General features: G+C 49.7%; 19 protein-coding genes, 1 pseudogene and 1 riboswitch. Of the genes and pseudogenes, 12 read left to right on the forward strand and 8 right to left on the reverse strand.

Translation table 11 applies throughout. The features are described from left to right. Positions 1 to 20: 20 nt before the first annotated feature. The 5 genes and pseudogenes from AC0LWT_RS08375 to AC0LWT_RS08395 form a co-directional block, all read right to left on the reverse strand. Positions 21 to 179: a hypothetical protein gene (locus AC0LWT_RS08375; RefSeq protein ID WP_474680780.1), complete on the reverse strand. Its 159-nt coding sequence runs from the start codon at positions 177 to 179 to the stop codon at positions 21 to 23. Between the two features lie 91 nt (positions 180 to 270). After that, a riboswitch (cyclic di-GMP riboswitch) is annotated at positions 271 to 357 on the reverse strand. 80 nt (positions 358 to 437) lie between these two features. Beyond that, positions 438 to 576, reverse strand: a pseudogene (locus AC0LWT_RS08380) (cell wall hydrolase); the annotation flags it as partial. Between the two features lie 169 nt (positions 577 to 745). Beyond that, complete coding sequence (locus tag AC0LWT_RS08385; RefSeq protein ID WP_474680781.1) at positions 746 to 1471, reverse strand: polysaccharide deacetylase family protein; 726 nt, start codon at positions 1469 to 1471, stop codon at positions 746 to 748. A gap of 83 nt (positions 1472 to 1554) precedes the next feature. Continuing rightward, positions 1555 to 2244, reverse strand: a complete 690-nt coding sequence (locus AC0LWT_RS08390; RefSeq protein WP_474680782.1) for an LrgB family protein — start codon at positions 2242 to 2244, stop codon at positions 1555 to 1557. Continuing rightward, positions 2232 to 2615 (reverse strand): CidA/LrgA family holin-like protein, encoded by a 384-nt coding sequence (locus AC0LWT_RS08395; RefSeq protein ID WP_474680783.1) that lies wholly within the window; start codon positions 2613 to 2615, stop codon positions 2232 to 2234. The genes AC0LWT_RS08390 and AC0LWT_RS08395 overlap by 13 nt, the downstream gene beginning before the upstream one ends. A 201-nt stretch (positions 2616 to 2816) precedes the next feature. Between AC0LWT_RS08395 and cidR the strand changes: the two genes are divergently transcribed. The 7 genes from cidR to AC0LWT_RS08430 all read left to right on the forward strand — a co-directional run bounded on the left by cidR (position 2817) and on the right by AC0LWT_RS08430 (position 7452). Then, the gene (gene cidR / locus AC0LWT_RS08400) at positions 2817 to 3728 is read left to right on the forward strand and encodes a cidABC operon transcriptional activator CidR (RefSeq protein ID WP_474680784.1); all 912 of its coding nucleotides are present in this window, start codon (positions 2817 to 2819) and stop codon (positions 3726 to 3728) included. Between the two features lie 149 nt (positions 3729 to 3877). After that, positions 3878 to 4480: a TetR/AcrR family transcriptional regulator gene (locus AC0LWT_RS08405; protein ID WP_474680785.1), complete on the forward strand. Its 603-nt coding sequence runs from the start codon at positions 3878 to 3880 to the stop codon at positions 4478 to 4480. Between the two features lies 1 nt (position 4481). Next, positions 4482 to 5231: a type I methionyl aminopeptidase gene (map, locus tag AC0LWT_RS08410; protein WP_474680786.1), complete on the forward strand. Its 750-nt coding sequence runs from the start codon at positions 4482 to 4484 to the stop codon at positions 5229 to 5231. 44 nt (positions 5232 to 5275) lie between these two features. Beyond that, positions 5276 to 5575: a hypothetical protein gene (locus tag AC0LWT_RS08415; protein WP_474680787.1), complete on the forward strand. Its 300-nt coding sequence runs from the start codon at positions 5276 to 5278 to the stop codon at positions 5573 to 5575. A 124-nt stretch (positions 5576 to 5699) separates the two neighbouring features. Beyond that, the gene (hxlA, locus tag AC0LWT_RS08420; RefSeq protein ID WP_474680788.1) at positions 5700 to 6332 is read left to right on the forward strand and encodes a 3-hexulose-6-phosphate synthase; all 633 of its coding nucleotides are present in this window, start codon (positions 5700 to 5702) and stop codon (positions 6330 to 6332) included. Positions 6333 to 6337: 5 nt separating this feature from the next. After that, complete coding sequence (gene hxlB, locus AC0LWT_RS08425; protein WP_474680789.1) at positions 6338 to 6895, forward strand: 6-phospho-3-hexuloisomerase; 558 nt, start codon at positions 6338 to 6340, stop codon at positions 6893 to 6895. A 167-nt stretch (positions 6896 to 7062) separates the two neighbouring features. Next, entirely contained in the window at positions 7063 to 7452 is a 390-nt protein-coding gene (locus AC0LWT_RS08430; RefSeq protein ID WP_474680790.1) for a winged helix-turn-helix transcriptional regulator, read from the forward strand. A gap of 71 nt (positions 7453 to 7523) precedes the next feature. Here AC0LWT_RS08430 and AC0LWT_RS08435 read toward each other — a convergent pair whose 3' ends face one another. Further along, complete coding sequence (locus AC0LWT_RS08435; protein ID WP_474680791.1) at positions 7524 to 8549, reverse strand: cation diffusion facilitator family transporter; 1026 nt, start codon at positions 8547 to 8549, stop codon at positions 7524 to 7526. 723 nt (positions 8550 to 9272) lie between these two features. Between AC0LWT_RS08435 and AC0LWT_RS08440 the strand changes: the two genes are divergently transcribed. Beyond that, the gene (locus tag AC0LWT_RS08440; protein WP_474680792.1) at positions 9273 to 9653 is read left to right on the forward strand and encodes an ArsR/SmtB family transcription factor; all 381 of its coding nucleotides are present in this window, start codon (positions 9273 to 9275) and stop codon (positions 9651 to 9653) included. 14 nt (positions 9654 to 9667) lie between these two features. Here the strand turns inward: AC0LWT_RS08440 and AC0LWT_RS08445 are convergent, their stop codons facing one another. Next, complete coding sequence (locus AC0LWT_RS08445; protein ID WP_474680793.1) at positions 9668 to 10684, reverse strand: cytochrome d ubiquinol oxidase subunit II; 1017 nt, start codon at positions 10682 to 10684, stop codon at positions 9668 to 9670. Further along, positions 10681 to 12030: a cytochrome ubiquinol oxidase subunit I gene (locus AC0LWT_RS08450; RefSeq protein ID WP_474680794.1), complete on the reverse strand. Its 1350-nt coding sequence runs from the start codon at positions 12028 to 12030 to the stop codon at positions 10681 to 10683. The genes AC0LWT_RS08445 and AC0LWT_RS08450 overlap by 4 nt, the downstream gene beginning before the upstream one ends. A 407-nt stretch (positions 12031 to 12437) precedes the next feature. Here AC0LWT_RS08450 and AC0LWT_RS08455 point away from each other — a divergent pair, with 407 nt between their 5' ends. From AC0LWT_RS08455 to AC0LWT_RS08470, 4 genes are all read left to right on the forward strand, one after another. After that, on the forward strand, positions 12438 to 13259 hold the full coding sequence (locus AC0LWT_RS08455) for a helix-turn-helix domain-containing protein (protein ID WP_474680795.1): 822 nt from the start codon (positions 12438 to 12440) through the stop codon (positions 13257 to 13259). Between the two features lie 284 nt (positions 13260 to 13543). Beyond that, the gene (locus AC0LWT_RS08460; RefSeq protein WP_474681038.1) at positions 13544 to 14398 is read left to right on the forward strand and encodes an ABC transporter permease; all 855 of its coding nucleotides are present in this window, start codon (positions 13544 to 13546) and stop codon (positions 14396 to 14398) included. Between the two features lie 13 nt (positions 14399 to 14411). After that, on the forward strand, positions 14412 to 15284 hold the full coding sequence (locus AC0LWT_RS08465) for a carbohydrate ABC transporter permease (RefSeq protein WP_474680796.1): 873 nt from the start codon (positions 14412 to 14414) through the stop codon (positions 15282 to 15284). 69 nt (positions 15285 to 15353) lie between these two features. Next, positions 15354 to 16958: an extracellular solute-binding protein gene (locus tag AC0LWT_RS08470; RefSeq protein WP_474680797.1), complete on the forward strand. Its 1605-nt coding sequence runs from the start codon at positions 15354 to 15356 to the stop codon at positions 16956 to 16958. The last annotated feature ends 191 nt before the right edge of the window (positions 16959 to 17149 follow it).

The following is a 17149-nucleotide window of genomic DNA, read 5'->3' on the forward strand; positions in this document are numbered from 1 at the left end:
GGACTAAGCTTATTTCTTGATTACTTCGCAGACATCATGATCTCAAATGATTCGCTGAGTTCTTCCAGCTCTTGCAAAGAAAGAGATTGCAGACAATTGACTAATTCTTGCGCCGGTTCGTTGCCGATCATTTCGCTAAGTTCACGCACGGAAAGGTCGAATCTTTGTAAGTCGCTCATCTGAGAATGTTCCTCCTTGGGTCTCCATCAATTGATTGGAAAAGCCACTCTTACAGGTGGCCAAAGGGAGGCAATTGCTCGCTCTCAATCCTTCGGCAGCTGGCTGACATGGTTTGGAAAAACCGCAGTCCCTGTAGCTTTGCGTCCTTGGCTTTCGCCAAGTTTGCCGTTTCGAGCAGATCTCAATCATAGTTTCATTGTACTAGATGTTTGCGAAATTTGCCAGTTTGTCACGAATTTGTTCGAAAATAATAGGTATTAATACGTATTATAATTGTTTTCGCAGGTGGCTCCGGTAGGCTGATAGAAGCAGTGCTTTCTAAAGCGACCTACAAACGGCTGGTTATACCAGGTGGAGGACAATCGCCGGGGGCCGGAAATACCACAAACTGAAGTTCACCTCATTTTGTCGTAACGGTCATAAACATTTGTCTATGTAATGGATGATCATCCGCCATAAAATTGGCCACTTCACCGGCTCGGCCGGCGGGGGACAGCAAAGAATCCCGCACGGGACCAAAGGCAGGTGCAGGATGAAGGGAATTTAGCGCAGCCGTCGATGCGCTTTACGGCTTTTTGGCGGGAATCGCATTGCTGTAGCTCAACAGCTCGGTAACTGTGACAAAACGGTAGCCCCGCTGTTTCAATTCCGGTAATATCTTTTTCAAAGCGTCAATGGTCTGAGTGGGACCCTCTACATAATCGTGAAATAGGACGATATTTCCATTGTTGGAGTGTTTCAACACTCGGTTGACGATTTTGTCCACCCCCGGGGTGCTCCAATCTCTGGTGTCGAGCTGCCATGTCCACATAATCATTTTATAGCCTTCCTGCTTGACGATATCGACAAGCCGTTCGTTAAAAACGCCGCCCGGCGGACGAAAGAGATGGCTGCGTTGTCCGGTAATGGAGCCGATCAGCTCCTCCGTTTGATTGATTTCTTTTTTCATATTTGTTCTGCGGCTTAAATAGGCGTGGCTGTACGTATGATTGGCTATTTCGTGTCCTTCATTGACCTCCCGCCGAAGCAGGTCCGGATTCAGCTTCACTTTATTGCCGACGACAAAAAAAGTCGCTTTCGCGTCATATTGTTTAAGCAGATCCAAAATTTGCGGCGTATGCACGGGATGAGGGCCGTCATCGAATGTTAAGGCAATCACTTTCTCACTCGTCGCTACCTCCCAAACAACTTCTCCGCGGGATTCATAATATTTTCGATCCTTCTGGGGGGCCGCCTCCGCAGCGGTCTGAAACAGCAAAAAGCAAATGCTTAGCGTTATCAGAATTCTCATTTTGCCTCCAATGTCATGTTGATCTGTTAGGAACTAGCATACGCCAATACCTGAAAAATTATCAGAACATGAAGGAGGCCGGGCTAAAAAACAAACCGTTCCAGAAGCCGCATCACCCATGGCGCGGCGCACAACGTAAAGAAAGCCGTCAAAATCATTGCGATCGAAGAGATGGAACCGGACACGGAGCCGAATTCGAACGCTTTGGTCGTTCCGGCCGTATGTGCACTCGTTCCGAACATAATGCCTCGGGCGATGTCGTTATGGATGCGGAATGCCCGCACCGCAAGCGGCCCGACGATGATGCCGAGCAGCCCCGTCACCATGACGAATACGGCGGTGATGTTCGGTATGCCGCCGATCGATGCGGAAACCGCAACCGCAATAGGCGTAGTTGCGGAGCGCGGTGCGAGGCTTTCCGTCAGATTCGCCCCCAGGTGAAGCCAGGCGGAGAACAGCGCCGAAGTCAATATCGCAAGGACAGCTCCGCAAAACACGCTGATCACGATCGTAGCGCCATGCTTTTTGAGCATGGCAAAGTTTTTGTGCAGCGGAACAGCCATGGCCACAGTAGCCGGACCGATCATGTCCGTCAGCACGCGATTGCCTGCGGCGTAGGCTTCATAAGGAATGTGCGTATACGCTACCGCCGCGATCAGCGCGATCGGAACGAGCAGCAGGGGGGACAGCCACACAAACGGGAACAGGCGGTAAAGCTGTCGGCAAGCGTAATAAAACAGCACCGTCATGATGAAGCAGCCTAATGGGAGCATGTTTCCCGCTTCCTTTCTTTGCGTTTGGCGAGCAGCTGCGCCAGCAGGCCTGCACCGGCCATCACGATGATCATGCTTGCGAAAATAACGATAAAAATGCGCAGCCCGTTCGTGAGCAGCAGGGACTTATAAGGAATCATTCCGACGGCGGAAGGGATGAAGAACAGCAGCATTTCCGCCAGCAGCCATTTCGAGCCGAGGTCAACCCATTCCAGCCGGAGAACTCGCGTTTGCAGCAGCGCAAAAATGAGCAGCATGCCCGCAATGCTGCCGGGAACAGGGACGTGCAGCCAGCCTGTCAGGGCATTCATTCCGAACGAAACCGCGGTGAAAAACAAAACTTGCGCCGCGACCAGGAGAGCTTTTCTCATTCCCCAGCCTCCTTCGTTTTTTGAACCGCATTCTTATTGGCGATTAAACCTACCTCTAAACGCGGTCGCTCATCTTCGAAAAGACCTCGATAGAGGTTTATCTCATGCAAGTGTACATGAAAGCTTTTCATAGGTAAAATGAATAGTATGAATGTCATGCATTCCATTTATCTATACAGAATGGGAGAGTGGGGGAGTCTTATGGATTTGCGCCATTTGCAGTATGTGCTGGAGGTAGTTCGCTGGAGCAGCTTTACAAAAGCGGCCGAGGAGCTGCATCTGACACAGCCGACCATCAGCAAGACGATCAAAAATTTGGAGGACGAGCTGGGGGTTGAGGTGTTTGTCCGCAACGGGAAGCGGATCGAGCTGACGGATGCAGGGCAGGTCATTGTCAAACACGCCGAGCCGATCATGAAATCGTTCGAATATTTAAAGTCGGAGCTGAACGATTTGACGCACTTGAAGCACGGAAGCATTCGGATCGGACTGCCGCCGATGGTAGGATCGAGCTTTTTTCCGGTCGTCATGAGCAAGTTTCGGCAGCGTTATCCCGGCCTTGCGATCCATATGGTCGAAGACGGCTCCAAAAAAATCGAGACCGGCGTCGCCGGCGGCTTGCTGGACATGGGCGTCATTTTGCTGCCGACGGATGAGGAGCTGTTTCATGCGTTCTCTTTCGTCAAGGAACGGCTGAAGCTGGTCGTGCACCCGTCCCACCCGTTGGCTGGGCGCACGCAGGTATCGCTGGCCGAGCTTGCCGCCGAGCCGTTTATTTTATTCCGTGAAGACTTCGCCCTTCACGACCGGATCCTTGCGGCCTGCAAACGGCAAGGCTTCGAGCCTGCCGTGCTTTTTGAAAGCTCGCAATGGGATTTCATCAGTGAGATGGTCGCGGCCGGCCTCGGCATCGCAATGCTGCCCGAGACGATATGCGCAGCGCTCGATCGGAGCCGGGTGCGCCTGCTTTCGCTGGTCGAGCCGGAAATTCCGTGGCAGCTGGCCATGATATGGAGGCGCAACGGATATTTATCCTTCGCAGCCCGGGAGTGGATTCGGTTTACACAGCAAATGTTGGAGGAAATGGCCGGCGATGGACCTTTTCCCACATAGATGGGTGCCTCACCTCAAATATACGGCTTGTCGACGCCTCTTTTGAAGCGGGGAATTCGTGCAGTGTATTTTCGGGTTGACGGGAAAGGAAAATTATTGTATTTTTATTTTGACATTGCAGTGGGTCAAAAAAGGAGGGCTTTCCGATCATGTCTCCCCGAACGAAGGAACAGAACGAAGAGATTCGTGCGAACCGGATGCAGCAAATGCTGCGGGCGGCTGCGCAGGTGTATATCGATAAAGGCATAACTATGGAAATGCGCGATGTAGCGGCCCAAGCCGCGCTCGGTTATGGAACGGTTTATCATTATTACAAAAATAAACACGAATTGTTTGACGATTTGCTGTGGTGTGCTTTCGAACAGGCGAAATCGGTCACGGAAACCGCTTTGGGCGGCGGAGGACCATGGCCTGAGCGGCTGCGGAATTATATCGTGCTCATGCTTCGCCAGTGGTCGGAGGATCTTTCGGTGTTCATCCTGTACAAAATGTCGGCGGAAAATTTTCACCAGATGCCCGGCGGCCGCTACCGGGAGCTGTCCCAGCGGTTCCACGAAGAGCTGTACTTGCCGCTGGCGGAGGTTGTGCGGGAATGCGCCGGCGGGCGAAGCCCGGAAAAGGCGGCTAACATGCTGATTGGCTCGCTGGTCGGCTATGCCGGATTGCATATTCATCATCAGCATGAAGAGATGGATGGCGACGAGGCTGCGGAAACGCTGCTTACGGGAATTTTGCCGGGAGGGAGCAGGTAGTATGGTGACTTTGAAATCGGCGGCGGAAATCGAAGAAATGAAAATAGCCGGGAAATTCGTGGCGGCATGCCACAAAAGAGTGGCCGAGTTGATTCGCCCGGGCATAACGACGCAGGAGATTAACGACGAAGTGGAGCGGCTTATCACGAACGCCGGAGGGAGATCGCCCACTTTGGGCTACAATGGCTACCGGTATGCAACGTGCGCTTCCGTCAACGATGTGATCGCGCACGGGTTCCCGAACAGCAAGCCGCTTCGGCAGGGAGACATCGTCACCATTGATATCGTCGCGGAGTTGAACGGTTGGGTCGGCGATTCCGCATGGAGCTATGCGGTCGGCCCCGTCTCGGAGGAAGCCGAGAAGTTGATGCGGGTCGCGAAAGAGTGCATGTACATCGGTATCGAACGGGCAACCGTCGGCAGCCGGATCGGCGATGTCGTCCATGCGATTCAACACCATGCGGAGCAAAACGGTTTTGGCGTCGTGCGCGATTTGCTTGCCCATGGAGTGGGTAGAAGCATGCATGAGGAGCCTAATTTTCCGCACGTCGGGTCGCCGGGCAAAGGATTCCGCCTTAAGGAAGGAATGGTTTTTACCATTGAGCCGATGTTGAACGCGGGAACGTATCGCATGACGATCGACGACGACGGTTGGACCGCGCGAACCGCTGACGGGAAGTTGTCCGCTCAGTATGAACATACAATTGCCATTACGAAAGCGGGACCTGTCATTTTGACTGCGCCGGAATAATTCCGGGTATAGTCGACAAAATCCGCGGGGGGAGAAGAGAGAGCATGGATAATGGAAAAAAACAATTTGTATCGAAGTGGCGGGCGAAACGTGAAATGGGCAGAAGAAAATACGTGCTCATGCACGGTTTTCTCGGTTTTGGGGTCGGGCTCGCACTGCTTTTCAGCATGATCGAACTGATTACGAACGGATCGTTTATTTTGAGCTATATGATTGCGCGGGTTGTTGTGCTGCCTACGATCGGGATTATTATTTTCAGTAACCGCTGGGATTCGCTGGAGAAAAAATACGAACGGTTGCTGCAGGGATCTTCCGCCAAAAATCCGAGAGGCCGGGCCGTGTAATACGCCAATAGTATCCTCCGCGTAACTACCGCACGCCAAAGTGCCTACTTCCTTAAATGAAATTAAGGTTCTACAATAAGCATGTGTTGAAGAACAACTTTATTTCAGAAGGAGCGATACGAGGATGGAACTGCAATTAGCACTGGATCTAGTAGATATTCCCGAAGCGAAGCAAGTGGTTGCGGAGGTAGGGGAATATATTGATATCGTCGAAATCGGCACGCCGGTCGTCATTAACGAAGGGCTGAAAGCCGTAAAAGAAATCAAAGAGGCGTTTCCGTCGCTGCGCGTGCTGGCCGATCTGAAAATTATGGACGCCGGCGGGTATGAGGTCATGAAAGCGTCCGAAGCGGGAGCGGATATCATTACCGTTCTGGGAGCGTCCGACGATTCGACGATTCGCGGCGCGGTAGAGGAAGCGAGAAAGCAAAACAAAAAAATTATGGTCGACATGATCAACGTGAAGGACATTGAAGGCAGGGCAAAAGAAATCGACGCTCTCGGTGTTGACTATATCTGCGTTCATTCCGGTTACGACCATCAGGCCGCAGGCAAAAACTCTTTCGAAGAGCTTACGGCGATCAAGCGCGTCGTCAAGCATGCGAAAACGGCGATCGCAGGAGGCATCAAGCTGAATACGCTGCCGGAAGTTATCAAAGCCAATCCGGATCTGGTCATCGTAGGCGGCGGCATTACCGGCCATGAAGATAAAAAGGCGGCCGCGGCGGAAATGAAACGTTTGATCCGTCAGGTTTAACCGCCATGGAAACGATCGAATACGCAGCCGAGATCGTCAAGGAGCTCGGGCGCTCGGTGGAGCAAATCGGCGAGGAAGAGGCCGAGAAATTGGCCGATCTTATTTTGCAATCCGGGAAGGTGTTTGTGGCCGGAGCCGGGAGATCGGGTTTAATGGGGCGGGCATTCGCCATGCGCCTGATGCACACCGGGATTGACGCCTATGTGGTCGGTGAAACGGTGACTCCGGGCATCGGCAGGGGCGATATTTTCGTCATCGGCACGGGCTCGGGGGAAACGAAAAGCTTGGTTCCGATGGCCGAGAAAGCGAAAAGTCTCGGGGCGTCCGTTGTTGCCGTCACGATTGCTCCCGAGTCCACCATCGGAAGGTTGGCGGATGTTGCCGTGAAACTGCCGGGTTCGCCCAAAGATCAAGCGAGCGGCGGCCATACGACTATTCAGCCTATGGCTTCTTTATTCGAGCAAACTTTGTTGGTGTTTTACGACGCCGTCATTCTCAGGCTGATGGACAAACAGGGGCTGGACTCCGGCCGGATGTACGGCAGACACGCCAACCTGGAATAAGCCGCGGGGCGCGAAAGCGCCTCATGATGTTAGGGTCAATGTGTCCGCATGAGCGGATGCATTGACCTTTTGCCGCTTCGGTAAATCGGCGCCGGCATTAAATAGCGCAAACTATATAAAAACGAAGCGTGAATTTATAGTATACTAAGGAAAGGAGGATGATGATCATGGCCAGTGAAGTCAAAGAACGAATCAATCTTATGGAGATAAATTGCGAGAAAGAATTAACTTTGGCGGTTATCGGGGGGAAATGGAAATTAATCATATTGTGGCATCTCGGCCTGGAAGGAACCAAACGGTTTAGCGAACTGAAAAAGCTGATCCCTCATATTACGCAAAAGATGTTAACCAATCAACTGCGCGAATTGGAAGAAGATCAGTTGGTCTACCGGAAAGTGTATCCCGAAGTTCCGCCCCGTGTCGAATATACGTTGACCGAACACGGCGAAAGCTTAATGCCCGTATTGAAAATGATGTACAACTGGGGGAAAAATTACGGGGAACGCGTCATATGGAACGAGGAAGGGACTTGTCAGGAGGCAACGGTCACTTTATGACGGCCGATTATGCATTATAAAAGGCTACGATAACTAACTTCATCGTAGCCTTTTTGTTGTTGCCTGCAGCTTTACATCTTGCATTCCGCATGCTGCAGGTTGGATTTTTCCACTTGAATCGTCGTGTGACGGATTTGAAATTTGTTTTCCATTTCGTGAATCGCCTTCTGCAAAATGTCTTGACCGTCCTTATCATCCTCGATCAGCATATGGCAGGTCAAAGAATCGAGGCCGGAGGTAATGGTCCACACATGAAGGTCATGCACGTTAATAACTCCGTCAATGCGTTCCAGCGTTTGTTTCACCTGATCCATTTCAATTGTGATCGGCGTGCCTTCCATCAAAATATGGATCGCATTGCGGATTACAGCCCAAGCGCTTTTCAAAATAAGGACGGAGACGACCACGCTGATAATAGGGTCCGCAACGTACCAGCCGAAGGAAAGCATGAACAATCCGGCTATGATCGCGCCAACCGAGCCTAGTGCGTCCCCGATAATGTGCAAGTAGGCGCTTTTTACATTGATGTTGCCCTCGATATCCCCTTGCTTCATCAGCGCCCAGGCGCTTGCCAGATTTGCGATTAATCCGACAGCGGCAATAAGAATCATCGAGCCGCTGGAAACTTCGGGCGGAGCGAAGAAACGGTCGATAGCTTCTTTGATAATAAACGCGGCGATGATGAACAAGGAGACTCCGTTGAACAAAGCCGCCAATATTTCAAAGCGGTAGTACCCGAACGATTTGCGTGGGGACGAAGGTCTGGTCGCGAACCACATGGCTGTCAGACTTAATGCGAGCGAAGCCGCGTCGCTTAGCATATGGCCGGAATCGGAGAGAAGGGCGAGACTGTTCGTAGCGAGTCCTCCGAAAAATTCCAGCAGCATGATGGCGCTCGTAATGATCAGCGCAATGGTCAGCCCTTTTTTGCTATTGGGGGCGTGAGAGTGTCCATGCCCGTGTCCGTGATGGTGGTGGCCGTGACTGTTTCCATGGTTATGTCCGTGATTCTGTCCGTCATGATGCCCGTGCGAGTGATCGTGTTCATGCGAATGATCATGGGAATGATCGCGATGGGAGTGGTTGTGCGACGACATATGTGATCCCTCCTGAATTAATATATGAGCATTTGTTCATATGTATTATATTCCAGAATGCGCCGATTGGCAATAAAAAAGAACAAGCCTTAATTTAGGCTTGTTGAGACTGCTGGAGCCGGCACTAGCGCAATGCGAAACATGCTTGTAAAAGTGCACCGCGCGCAGCTCCGAGCGTTCGGTGTCACGCTGCATGATGGCGGTCGGTCGACCATATGAGGCCTGACCGGAAACCCACACGCCGGAGCCGATCGCGCAATTTGCCAGGTTGTGTGAAGAAAACATGCAAAAGTGCAGCTTTTTGCCCGGTGATCTCCTGGTAACGAAAAATTGCTGCAATTGTGCAGGCTTTTCGCCGCGAACATGGGCACAGGTACATTTTCATCGAAAATTCCTGCACAATCGCAGGCTTTTCGCCAAAATGAACCATTTCCGAGGAAAAAAACTGCACTTTCGCAGGCTTTTCCTTGCAAAGCCGCCTTGCCCTCCTCACTTCTGCGCCGCTACCTGTGCAGGAGAGGGAAGGCCCACTTCAGCACCACAAATCGAGCAGGAGAGTCGTGGGTTGGGAAAGAACGGCCGCGCCGCCATAGGCGCATAACAAAAGAACAAGTTTTAGTATAAACTTGTTCCCGTGCAAGTATGTGATATGCCCGGTAGTGTAGAGCCGGTTTTTCTTTTTTGTTATAATGAATCAATCAGAAAAAAAAGGGAGCGGTCATAATGGCGGACGTACACGCAGAAATAACACCATTTCAAGAGCAGTGCGATGATTCCTGCGAAGGGACATCCAATGTTGCCGAAATTAAAGAAAAAATGATTTCCGAAACTACCGCGGCGGATTTGTCCGATATTTTCAAAGCTTTAGGAGATCCGACGCGGGTCAAATTGATCTACGCTCTGCTGCAGAGCGAGCTATGCGTCCACGATTTAACGGTTATCCTCGGCATGGGACAATCTGCCGTCTCCCACCAGCTCCGCTACCTGCGCAATTTGCGGATCGTCAAACGGCGCAAGGCGGGGAAGACGGTTTTTTATTCGATTGATGACAGCCATATCGAGCAAATTTTTACGCAGACGCTCCAGCACGTCAAACATAGTTGACCGACCGGCCTGGCTCAAACCCGCTTGCCCTGCACATAATCGGCGTCAAAGAGGAACAGGCGCATTAACAGGATTAGGGACGGAATCAAAATAAGTAGTCCCGCAATAAAGGCAATCACCAGCGCCATGCCCATAGACGGGTTGGTAAAGCTGTCGTGGATCGTAATGTACGGATAAAGAATGTACGGCAAATGGGCTTTTCCGTAACCGAAAAAGGCGAACGCAAACTGCAAAATGACCATGACAAAAGCTAACCCAAGCCGGCGCTGCTTCCAGACCAGCCAGACGGCGGCCAAAAAACAAAGCAGCGAAGCGCCGAACATCCAGCCCAGATCGAGCATGCTCCGAAAATGGTCCGGATTTTGCCTGCTGATCGCGAAAAATACGAACAGGCTGGCTGCGATGGTCGGAGCGCTCCAAAAGAGGGCGTAGCCGCGTACGATTTTGAACGCCGGAAAATCGTGCGCCCTGTAAGCATAGTAGGTCAGAAACATGGCCGAAATATAAAGCACGCTGACAAGCGCAAGCAGGACAACTGCCCAGGTGTACATGCTTCCGAGAAGCGCGCTCCAGTCCAAGACGATGTCTCCGCCGCGTTCGAAAACAACGCCGCCTTCGGAAATGATCAGCACCGCGGACAGCGTCGCCGGGATGAGCAGGCCCGTTGCGCCGTAGATCAGCATGTACCATTTGTTGTCTTTGGAACCGTACGTGCTGAACGCATAGTAGGCTCCCCTGACGGCAAGCAGGACGATGGCGATGCTGCCCGGAACGAGCAGCGCAGTCCCGTAATAGCGGGCTGTTTCCGGGAAAAAGCCGACCATGCCGATGTAGAAAAAGACGAGGAAGACGTTGGTGACTTCCCAGACGGGCGACAAGTATCTTTCGATGACTTTATGAATGATATGCTTTTTCATCGTGATCACGGAATAGTAGCTGAAAAATCCTGCGCCGAAGTCGATGGACGCCACGATCAAATAACCGAACAAAAATATCCATAACACCGTTATTCCCAATAGTTCCAAATTCATCGTTGACCGCCCTCCTTTGCGATGCCAAGCGCGATTAGCTCGTTCGAGACGTTGTTTTTTCGGAAAAGCTTGGACAGCACTTTAACCGCAGTCAGCGCCAGCACCAGATACAGCAGACAAAACAGGAGCAGCATCGTATCGACCTGTTGGGAAGACGTGGCTGCTTCCGCAACCTTCATATACCCGCGCAAAATCCAGGGCTGCCGTCCGACCTCCGCATAAAACCATCCGGATTGAATCCCGATCATCGACAGCGGTCCGCACAAAATAATGACGAACAGCAGCCACTTCGGATACGGCTTGCCATAGGCTTTGCGGGAAAACCAGAGGTGCAAAACCGCCGCGACAATCGTAAACATGCCAATACTGACCATGATATCGAAAAAATAATGAACGTACAGCGGAGGGCGCAAATCCTCCGGAATATCGTTCAGTCCTTTGACTTCCGCACCCGGTGTGCCTCCGGCCAAAATGCTGAGCGCGTACGGGATTTTCAACCCGTATTTGATCTCACGGTCTTCCGTCAAAATACCGCCGAGCACGAGCGGCGCATTCGTGGAAGTTTCGAAATGCCATTCGGCTGCGGCCAGCTTTTCCGGCTGGTTTTTGGCCAGAAATTTCCCCGACAAATCCCCGATGAAGGCGGTAGCCAGTGAGAAAACGAGACCTGCGGCGACCGTCAGTTTCAGTGCTTTTTTGGCGTATACGGCGTCGCCTCTTTTTCGGAGAAGCGAGTAGGCGGCAATAGCTGCCAGTATGAAAGCGCCGGTCATGTAGGCCGAGGAGAGCACATGGGCCACTTTGGTCGGCATGGAAGGGTTGAACATCGCGAGCAGCGGCTTCACGTTCGTAATCATTCCGTCCTTCAAGGTGAATCCTTGGGGAGTATTCATAAACGCGTTAACCGTTGTAATAAAAAATGCGGAAGCCGAGGAGCCCAAAACGACCGGCACCAGAAGCAGCAAATGAAGCTTCGGTTTGACCCGTTCCCAGGTGTACAAATAGATGCCGAGGAAAATCGCTTCGATGAAAAAGGCGAACGTTTCCAGAAAAAGCGGCAGGGCGATGGCCTGACCGGCTATTTTCATAAAATTCGGCCAAAGCAGGCTGAGCTGGAGGCCGATGGCCGTCCCGGTTACGACGCCAATGGCCACGGTAATGACAAATCCGCGCGCCCATCTGCGGGCGAGCAGCGTGTAGTAAGGATCTTTGCGCTGTATGCCGACAAGTTCGGCGAGCATAATCATCACCGGCACGCCGACGCCGATCGTTGCGAAAATGATATGAAACGATAAAGTAAGCTCCGTGAGCATGCGGCTGTAAAAAACGGGATCGTAGTTAGGCATAAGGTTTCATCTCCTTTTGGCATGGTGTTGGCGGGTTTCAAAAAAGCTTTCTGACAAAAGAGGCAAGCATTACAAAAGCGACGGCAAACATTAAAATCATGAGGCGTTTTTCGTGTTTTTGCGACGGGCTCAAGCGGATCACCTTCTTATCATCATGTTGGGACTGCTTAGTTTTATATTACCGCATGGTTGTGATTTATTTCACATAAACTGTGAAGACGCATTGAACAAAGTTTTACAATATTCAAAACGAAAGGGGGGGATTTGAAATTTCATTCTTCGGCAGCATGTCCCTATATCTTTCCATGTAGAGTTTCCTTGAATCCACAAAAAGATCATAATATAATAGATTCAATCAGTAGGTATTGGGTTAATTGTATAATTTTATATTAGAAAGGATAATTTCTATGGAATATGTCGAAATTAATCCTCGAATTGAATCATTCATCAACAGACACTCCACACCCACTTGGATTATTGAAGATGCGACGACAGATTTTGTCGATTTAACATATATTTTTAAGGGAAGGGCTTACTACTCCATTAATGGCACTGTCCATGAAGTCAATCAAGGGGAACTCATATGTATTCCTAAAGGCAGCCGCCGAAGCGCAACCACTGACCCCACAAATTTGATGACCAGTTATGCACTGAACATCCAACTCTATGATCTGGAAGGCAAGGACGTTCATTTGCCGTTTCCTTTAATTTCACATATCGACGAGCCAGAAGAATTGCATTCATTGTACAATGAGTTGACATTTGAATGGTTAAAGAAAAATAAAGGTCATGAATTGAAAGCGCGTGCATTGCTGTTTCTGATTCTTCATTATTATTTCAAGTCTTTGTACTATAAAGACAACAATGCGAATATAGACAAACGCATTCAGAAATCTATTAGATACATTTTAAGCAACTTGCAGAATCAAATTGAAGTTGAGGAGCTGGCATCTGTTGCCGGCTTGACTACCGCGTATTTTGGAACTCTATTTAAGAAATACATGGGGGCATCCGTTAAAGAGTATATCAATAGAATGAAAATCAACAATGCTGAGAATATTCTCCTTAGCGGTGAGTTTACCGTTCGGGAAGCTGCTTATAAATGCGGTTTTGAAGACATTTATTATTTCAGCAAGCTATTCAAAAAAATAAAGGGTTTTCCCCCCTCCAGAATTTTAATAGAAAATAGCAGATCTGATCGGCAGGAATTTGAAACCCTAAATAAGTAGAATAAATCGGACTTATCGCGGAAGCAGCGATAGGTCTTTTTTTATGCAAAGATAGGGGAGTTTAATAAAAATGTTATCCATAATTAATACAAACGGTTAAAAGTTTGTCCATGGATATTGAAAGCGCTTAAAATTACAATTCAAATATAAAAAATACAAAAAGGAGAGTACACCAAATGGAGAGGAACGATGTAATGAAAACGGAAGCAAGCACGAAAACCTCCATTCTTGCAGTCAAAGGAGGTGGCATCGCCTATTTGAAACGACAATGGCCGCTCTACATCATGATGGTCGTTCCGATGGCATTCTTCATCATTTTCAAGTACATTCCGATGGCCGGCGTTATGGTTGCTTTCAAAGATTACAACATATTCAAGGGCGTTTGGGCCAGTCCTTGGGTAGGGTTGGCAGTCTTTAAAGAAATCTTCGCCATGCCCGAGTTTTATAAGGCGCTTCGCAACACTTTGATGTTGAACGTGCTTGGCTTGCTTACATTTCCAGTTCCCATTATTTTAGCGCTTCTGCTGAACGAGTTGCGGGTTCAATGGTACAAAAAGGTAAGCCAGACATTGATGTATCTGCCCCACTTTATTTCCTGGGTCATCGTAGGGGGAATGGCCATTGAATTGCTCTCAACCAATAACGGTTCGATCAATCATATGCTGACGGCGATCGGCGCTTCCCCTATTCCTTTCTTGGAGAAACCGGTGCTATGGATTACAACCTATGTGGGGACTGGAGTTTGGCGTAATGCGGGATGGGGAACGATCCTATACCTCGCAGCGCTTACAGGAATCAATAAGGAATTGTATGAAGCGGCAGAAGTGGACGGCGCAACCCGGATGCGCAAGATCTGGCATGTCACTTTGCCGGGCATCAAGCCGACGATCGTTGTCCTGTTCATTCTTCAAATCGGCAATATGGCCAACATTAGCTTCGAGCAGCCGTATGTGCTGAAAAATTCGTATGTTATGGACTACGCCCAAGTAATCAGCACTTATGTATATTCCGTAGGGATTCAGTCGGCAAGATTCGCTCTCGCAACGGCCGTCGGTTTGTTCCAATCTGTAGTCGGATTGATTCTCCTTCTGTCAGCAGAATTCATTTCGAGAAAAATCAACAATCAGGGCATTTTCTAAAGGGGGTACATCCATGATTCAAAATCCGACTGAGAAAATCGGCAATATCATTATTATGTTCCTGCTGGGCATCTTTTGTTTATTCTGTGTTGTGCCGATGCTTCATATTTTTGCTCTATCGCTTAGCGGCAACCGGGCTGTTATGTCCGGCGAAGTGACTTTGTGGCCAATTGATTTGAATTTCGAACCGTACAAGAACGTGTTTGGCGACATGAGTATGATTCGCTCGCTAATGTTTACGGTCTGGCTCGTGACCGGTTATACGGGCGTGAGTTTGATCGCCACTATCTTGGCTGCCTATCCGCTTAGCAGGCGGAATTTCAAGGGAAAGAACTTGTTGTTTGCCCTCATTATCATCACGATGTTTTTTAATCCTGGGATTATCCCGAATTACTTGTTGATTAAACAGCTGCATATGTTGAACAGTGTTTGGTCGCTAGTGATTCCTTTGCTTATCAATGCTTTCTTATTGATTATCTTAAAAACTTCATTCTCTCAGCTCCCGGCTGAATTAGAAGATTCCGCCTGGATGGACGGATGCGGGCACTTCCGTTATTTGATACGGATCGCGCTGCCCCTGTCGTTGCCGATTATAGCGACATTGGCTCTTTATTCGGCGGTCGATCGATGGAACATGTTTCAGGATGCGCTGTTCTATATCAACGACTCACATCTTTATCCGATTCAGCAGAAGCTTTATGAGATCGTGATCAACAGCCAGGTGAACGACGCCACTGCCCAAGAAGGCTTTGGAGGCTCTGCCCCGGTGCCGCAGAGCTTGCAGGCGGCGAGCATCATGTTCGCAACGGTGCCCATTCTACTCGTATACCCGTGGCTCCAACGTTATTTTATCTCAGGCATGCTTGTAGGTGCAGTAAAAGGCTGATAGCTGTCTCGACCGTTTCAAGCGGTTGAATTCACTATACATTCGACAGATTAAAGGGAGGATACAAACATGCGAGTCAAATTTCGCAAAACCATTAACGTAGCAATGGCAGTTTTAGCGACGACCGCTATCTCGCTTGCAGGCTGCAGCAGCTCGCAAAACAGCTCAAGTAACTCGACCACTCCGGGAAGTTCGCCAGCGGCGAACGAGACCCCGAAGGGTCCGCCGATCACTTTAACGGTCGAGCTGTTTGATCGAAGTAATGCGCCGGCAGGCGCCCCGCCAATCACTGACAATTTCATGACGCAGTACATCCAGAAAAACTTTGGCGATCCGAACAACATTACTGTCAAGTTCGTCACCATTCCTCGCTCTGAGGAAGTCAAGAAGCTGAATGTATTGATGGCATCAGGAACAGCCCCGGATCTCGTTTTTACGTATGACAAGCCAACCGTTCAAAGCTACGTGCAAAGCGGCGGTATCGCAGATCTCGGGCCGGCGATCGACAAATACGGTCCACAGTTGAAGAAAGTTCTTGCTCCTACGTTGAAGGACGGCGTTTTTAACGGCAAGCAGTATACCATTCCGGCGCTGCGGGTCATTCAATCGCAAACGACAACAATCGTTCGTAAAGATTGGCTGGATAAATTGAATCTGCCGCTGCCAACGACAACGGACGAGTGGTATCAAACATTGAAAGCGTTTAAAGAGAAGGATCCGGGCAATACCGGCGGAAAGGTTATTCCTTTTTCGTTGATCGATATGTTCCATATTAAGCCGCTAACCAACTCCTTCTGGGATTGGAGCAAAATCACAGAAGAGGATCTGTTCGCCGATCCGGATGGATGGACGCTGCCTGGCAACAAGGAAGCCTTCAAGTTCTTAAACAAACTATATAATGAAGGTCTGCTCGATAAAGACTTCCCGCTTGCGGCAGACTTCAGTCAGACATTCAACAAACAAGTCGTCAACGGCCTCGCAGGGTCTGCTACACCGAACACAAATGATCCGGTTTACAGCGGCTACTATGCGAACCTGAAGAAAAACAATCCTGAAGCTGTTCTCGCGACGATCGATCCGTTCAAAGCGTCGAACGGCAAGTATCCTAAACCGATGTATTCCCCTAGCGGTATTTATCTGATGGTTCCGGCAGCGAGCAAAAACGTCGATTCGGTTATCAAATATTTGAACTGGATGGCGGAACCGAACAATCTTATCGCACTGCAATTCGGAAAAGAAGGCGTTTCTTACAAAACAGGCGACGACGGCATTCCATTTGCATTGACAACGCCTGAAGCCACCCAAATTCTCTTTAATAATCAAGATTACGCCATGATTATGAACGGCAAATATGTAAGCACGGACTCGCCAGACAAGAACATTGCAGCCAACGCAGCCGATCCGCAATTTAAAGACTTTACAATCAGCAGCATTAAGACCGGTGCGCGTGACGGCTATACAGGTCCTCGCGTCGACATTCCAATTCAAGCGGAAATCAAGTATTCGCAGATTCTGAACGACAAGGTCAAGCAGATGTTGGCTAAGATTATTACCGCCAAGTCTACCGAAGTCGACAGTATCTATGACCAGCAGCTCAAGGAATGGAAGGATGCGGGGGGCGAAGCCATTATGAAAGAAAGAAGACAGGCGTATCAACAATTTTACAAAAAATAATCCTTAACCGCCTAATGAACTCGGTTCTCTCTCTATGGGGGGACCGAGTTTCATCATTTTCAACTTTAATGCTTTAACCGATGCAGCCGTTCGGTGGAACAGCATCTATTGTGCTTCCGCGGGAACGAAAAACGTGAAGTTCCGGTACGCGCCGGAGTCGGGGACCACAAGACAGCAACGCCTCTGTTATG

It is taken from the genome of Paenibacillus sp. sgz302164 (assembly GCF_056120505.1).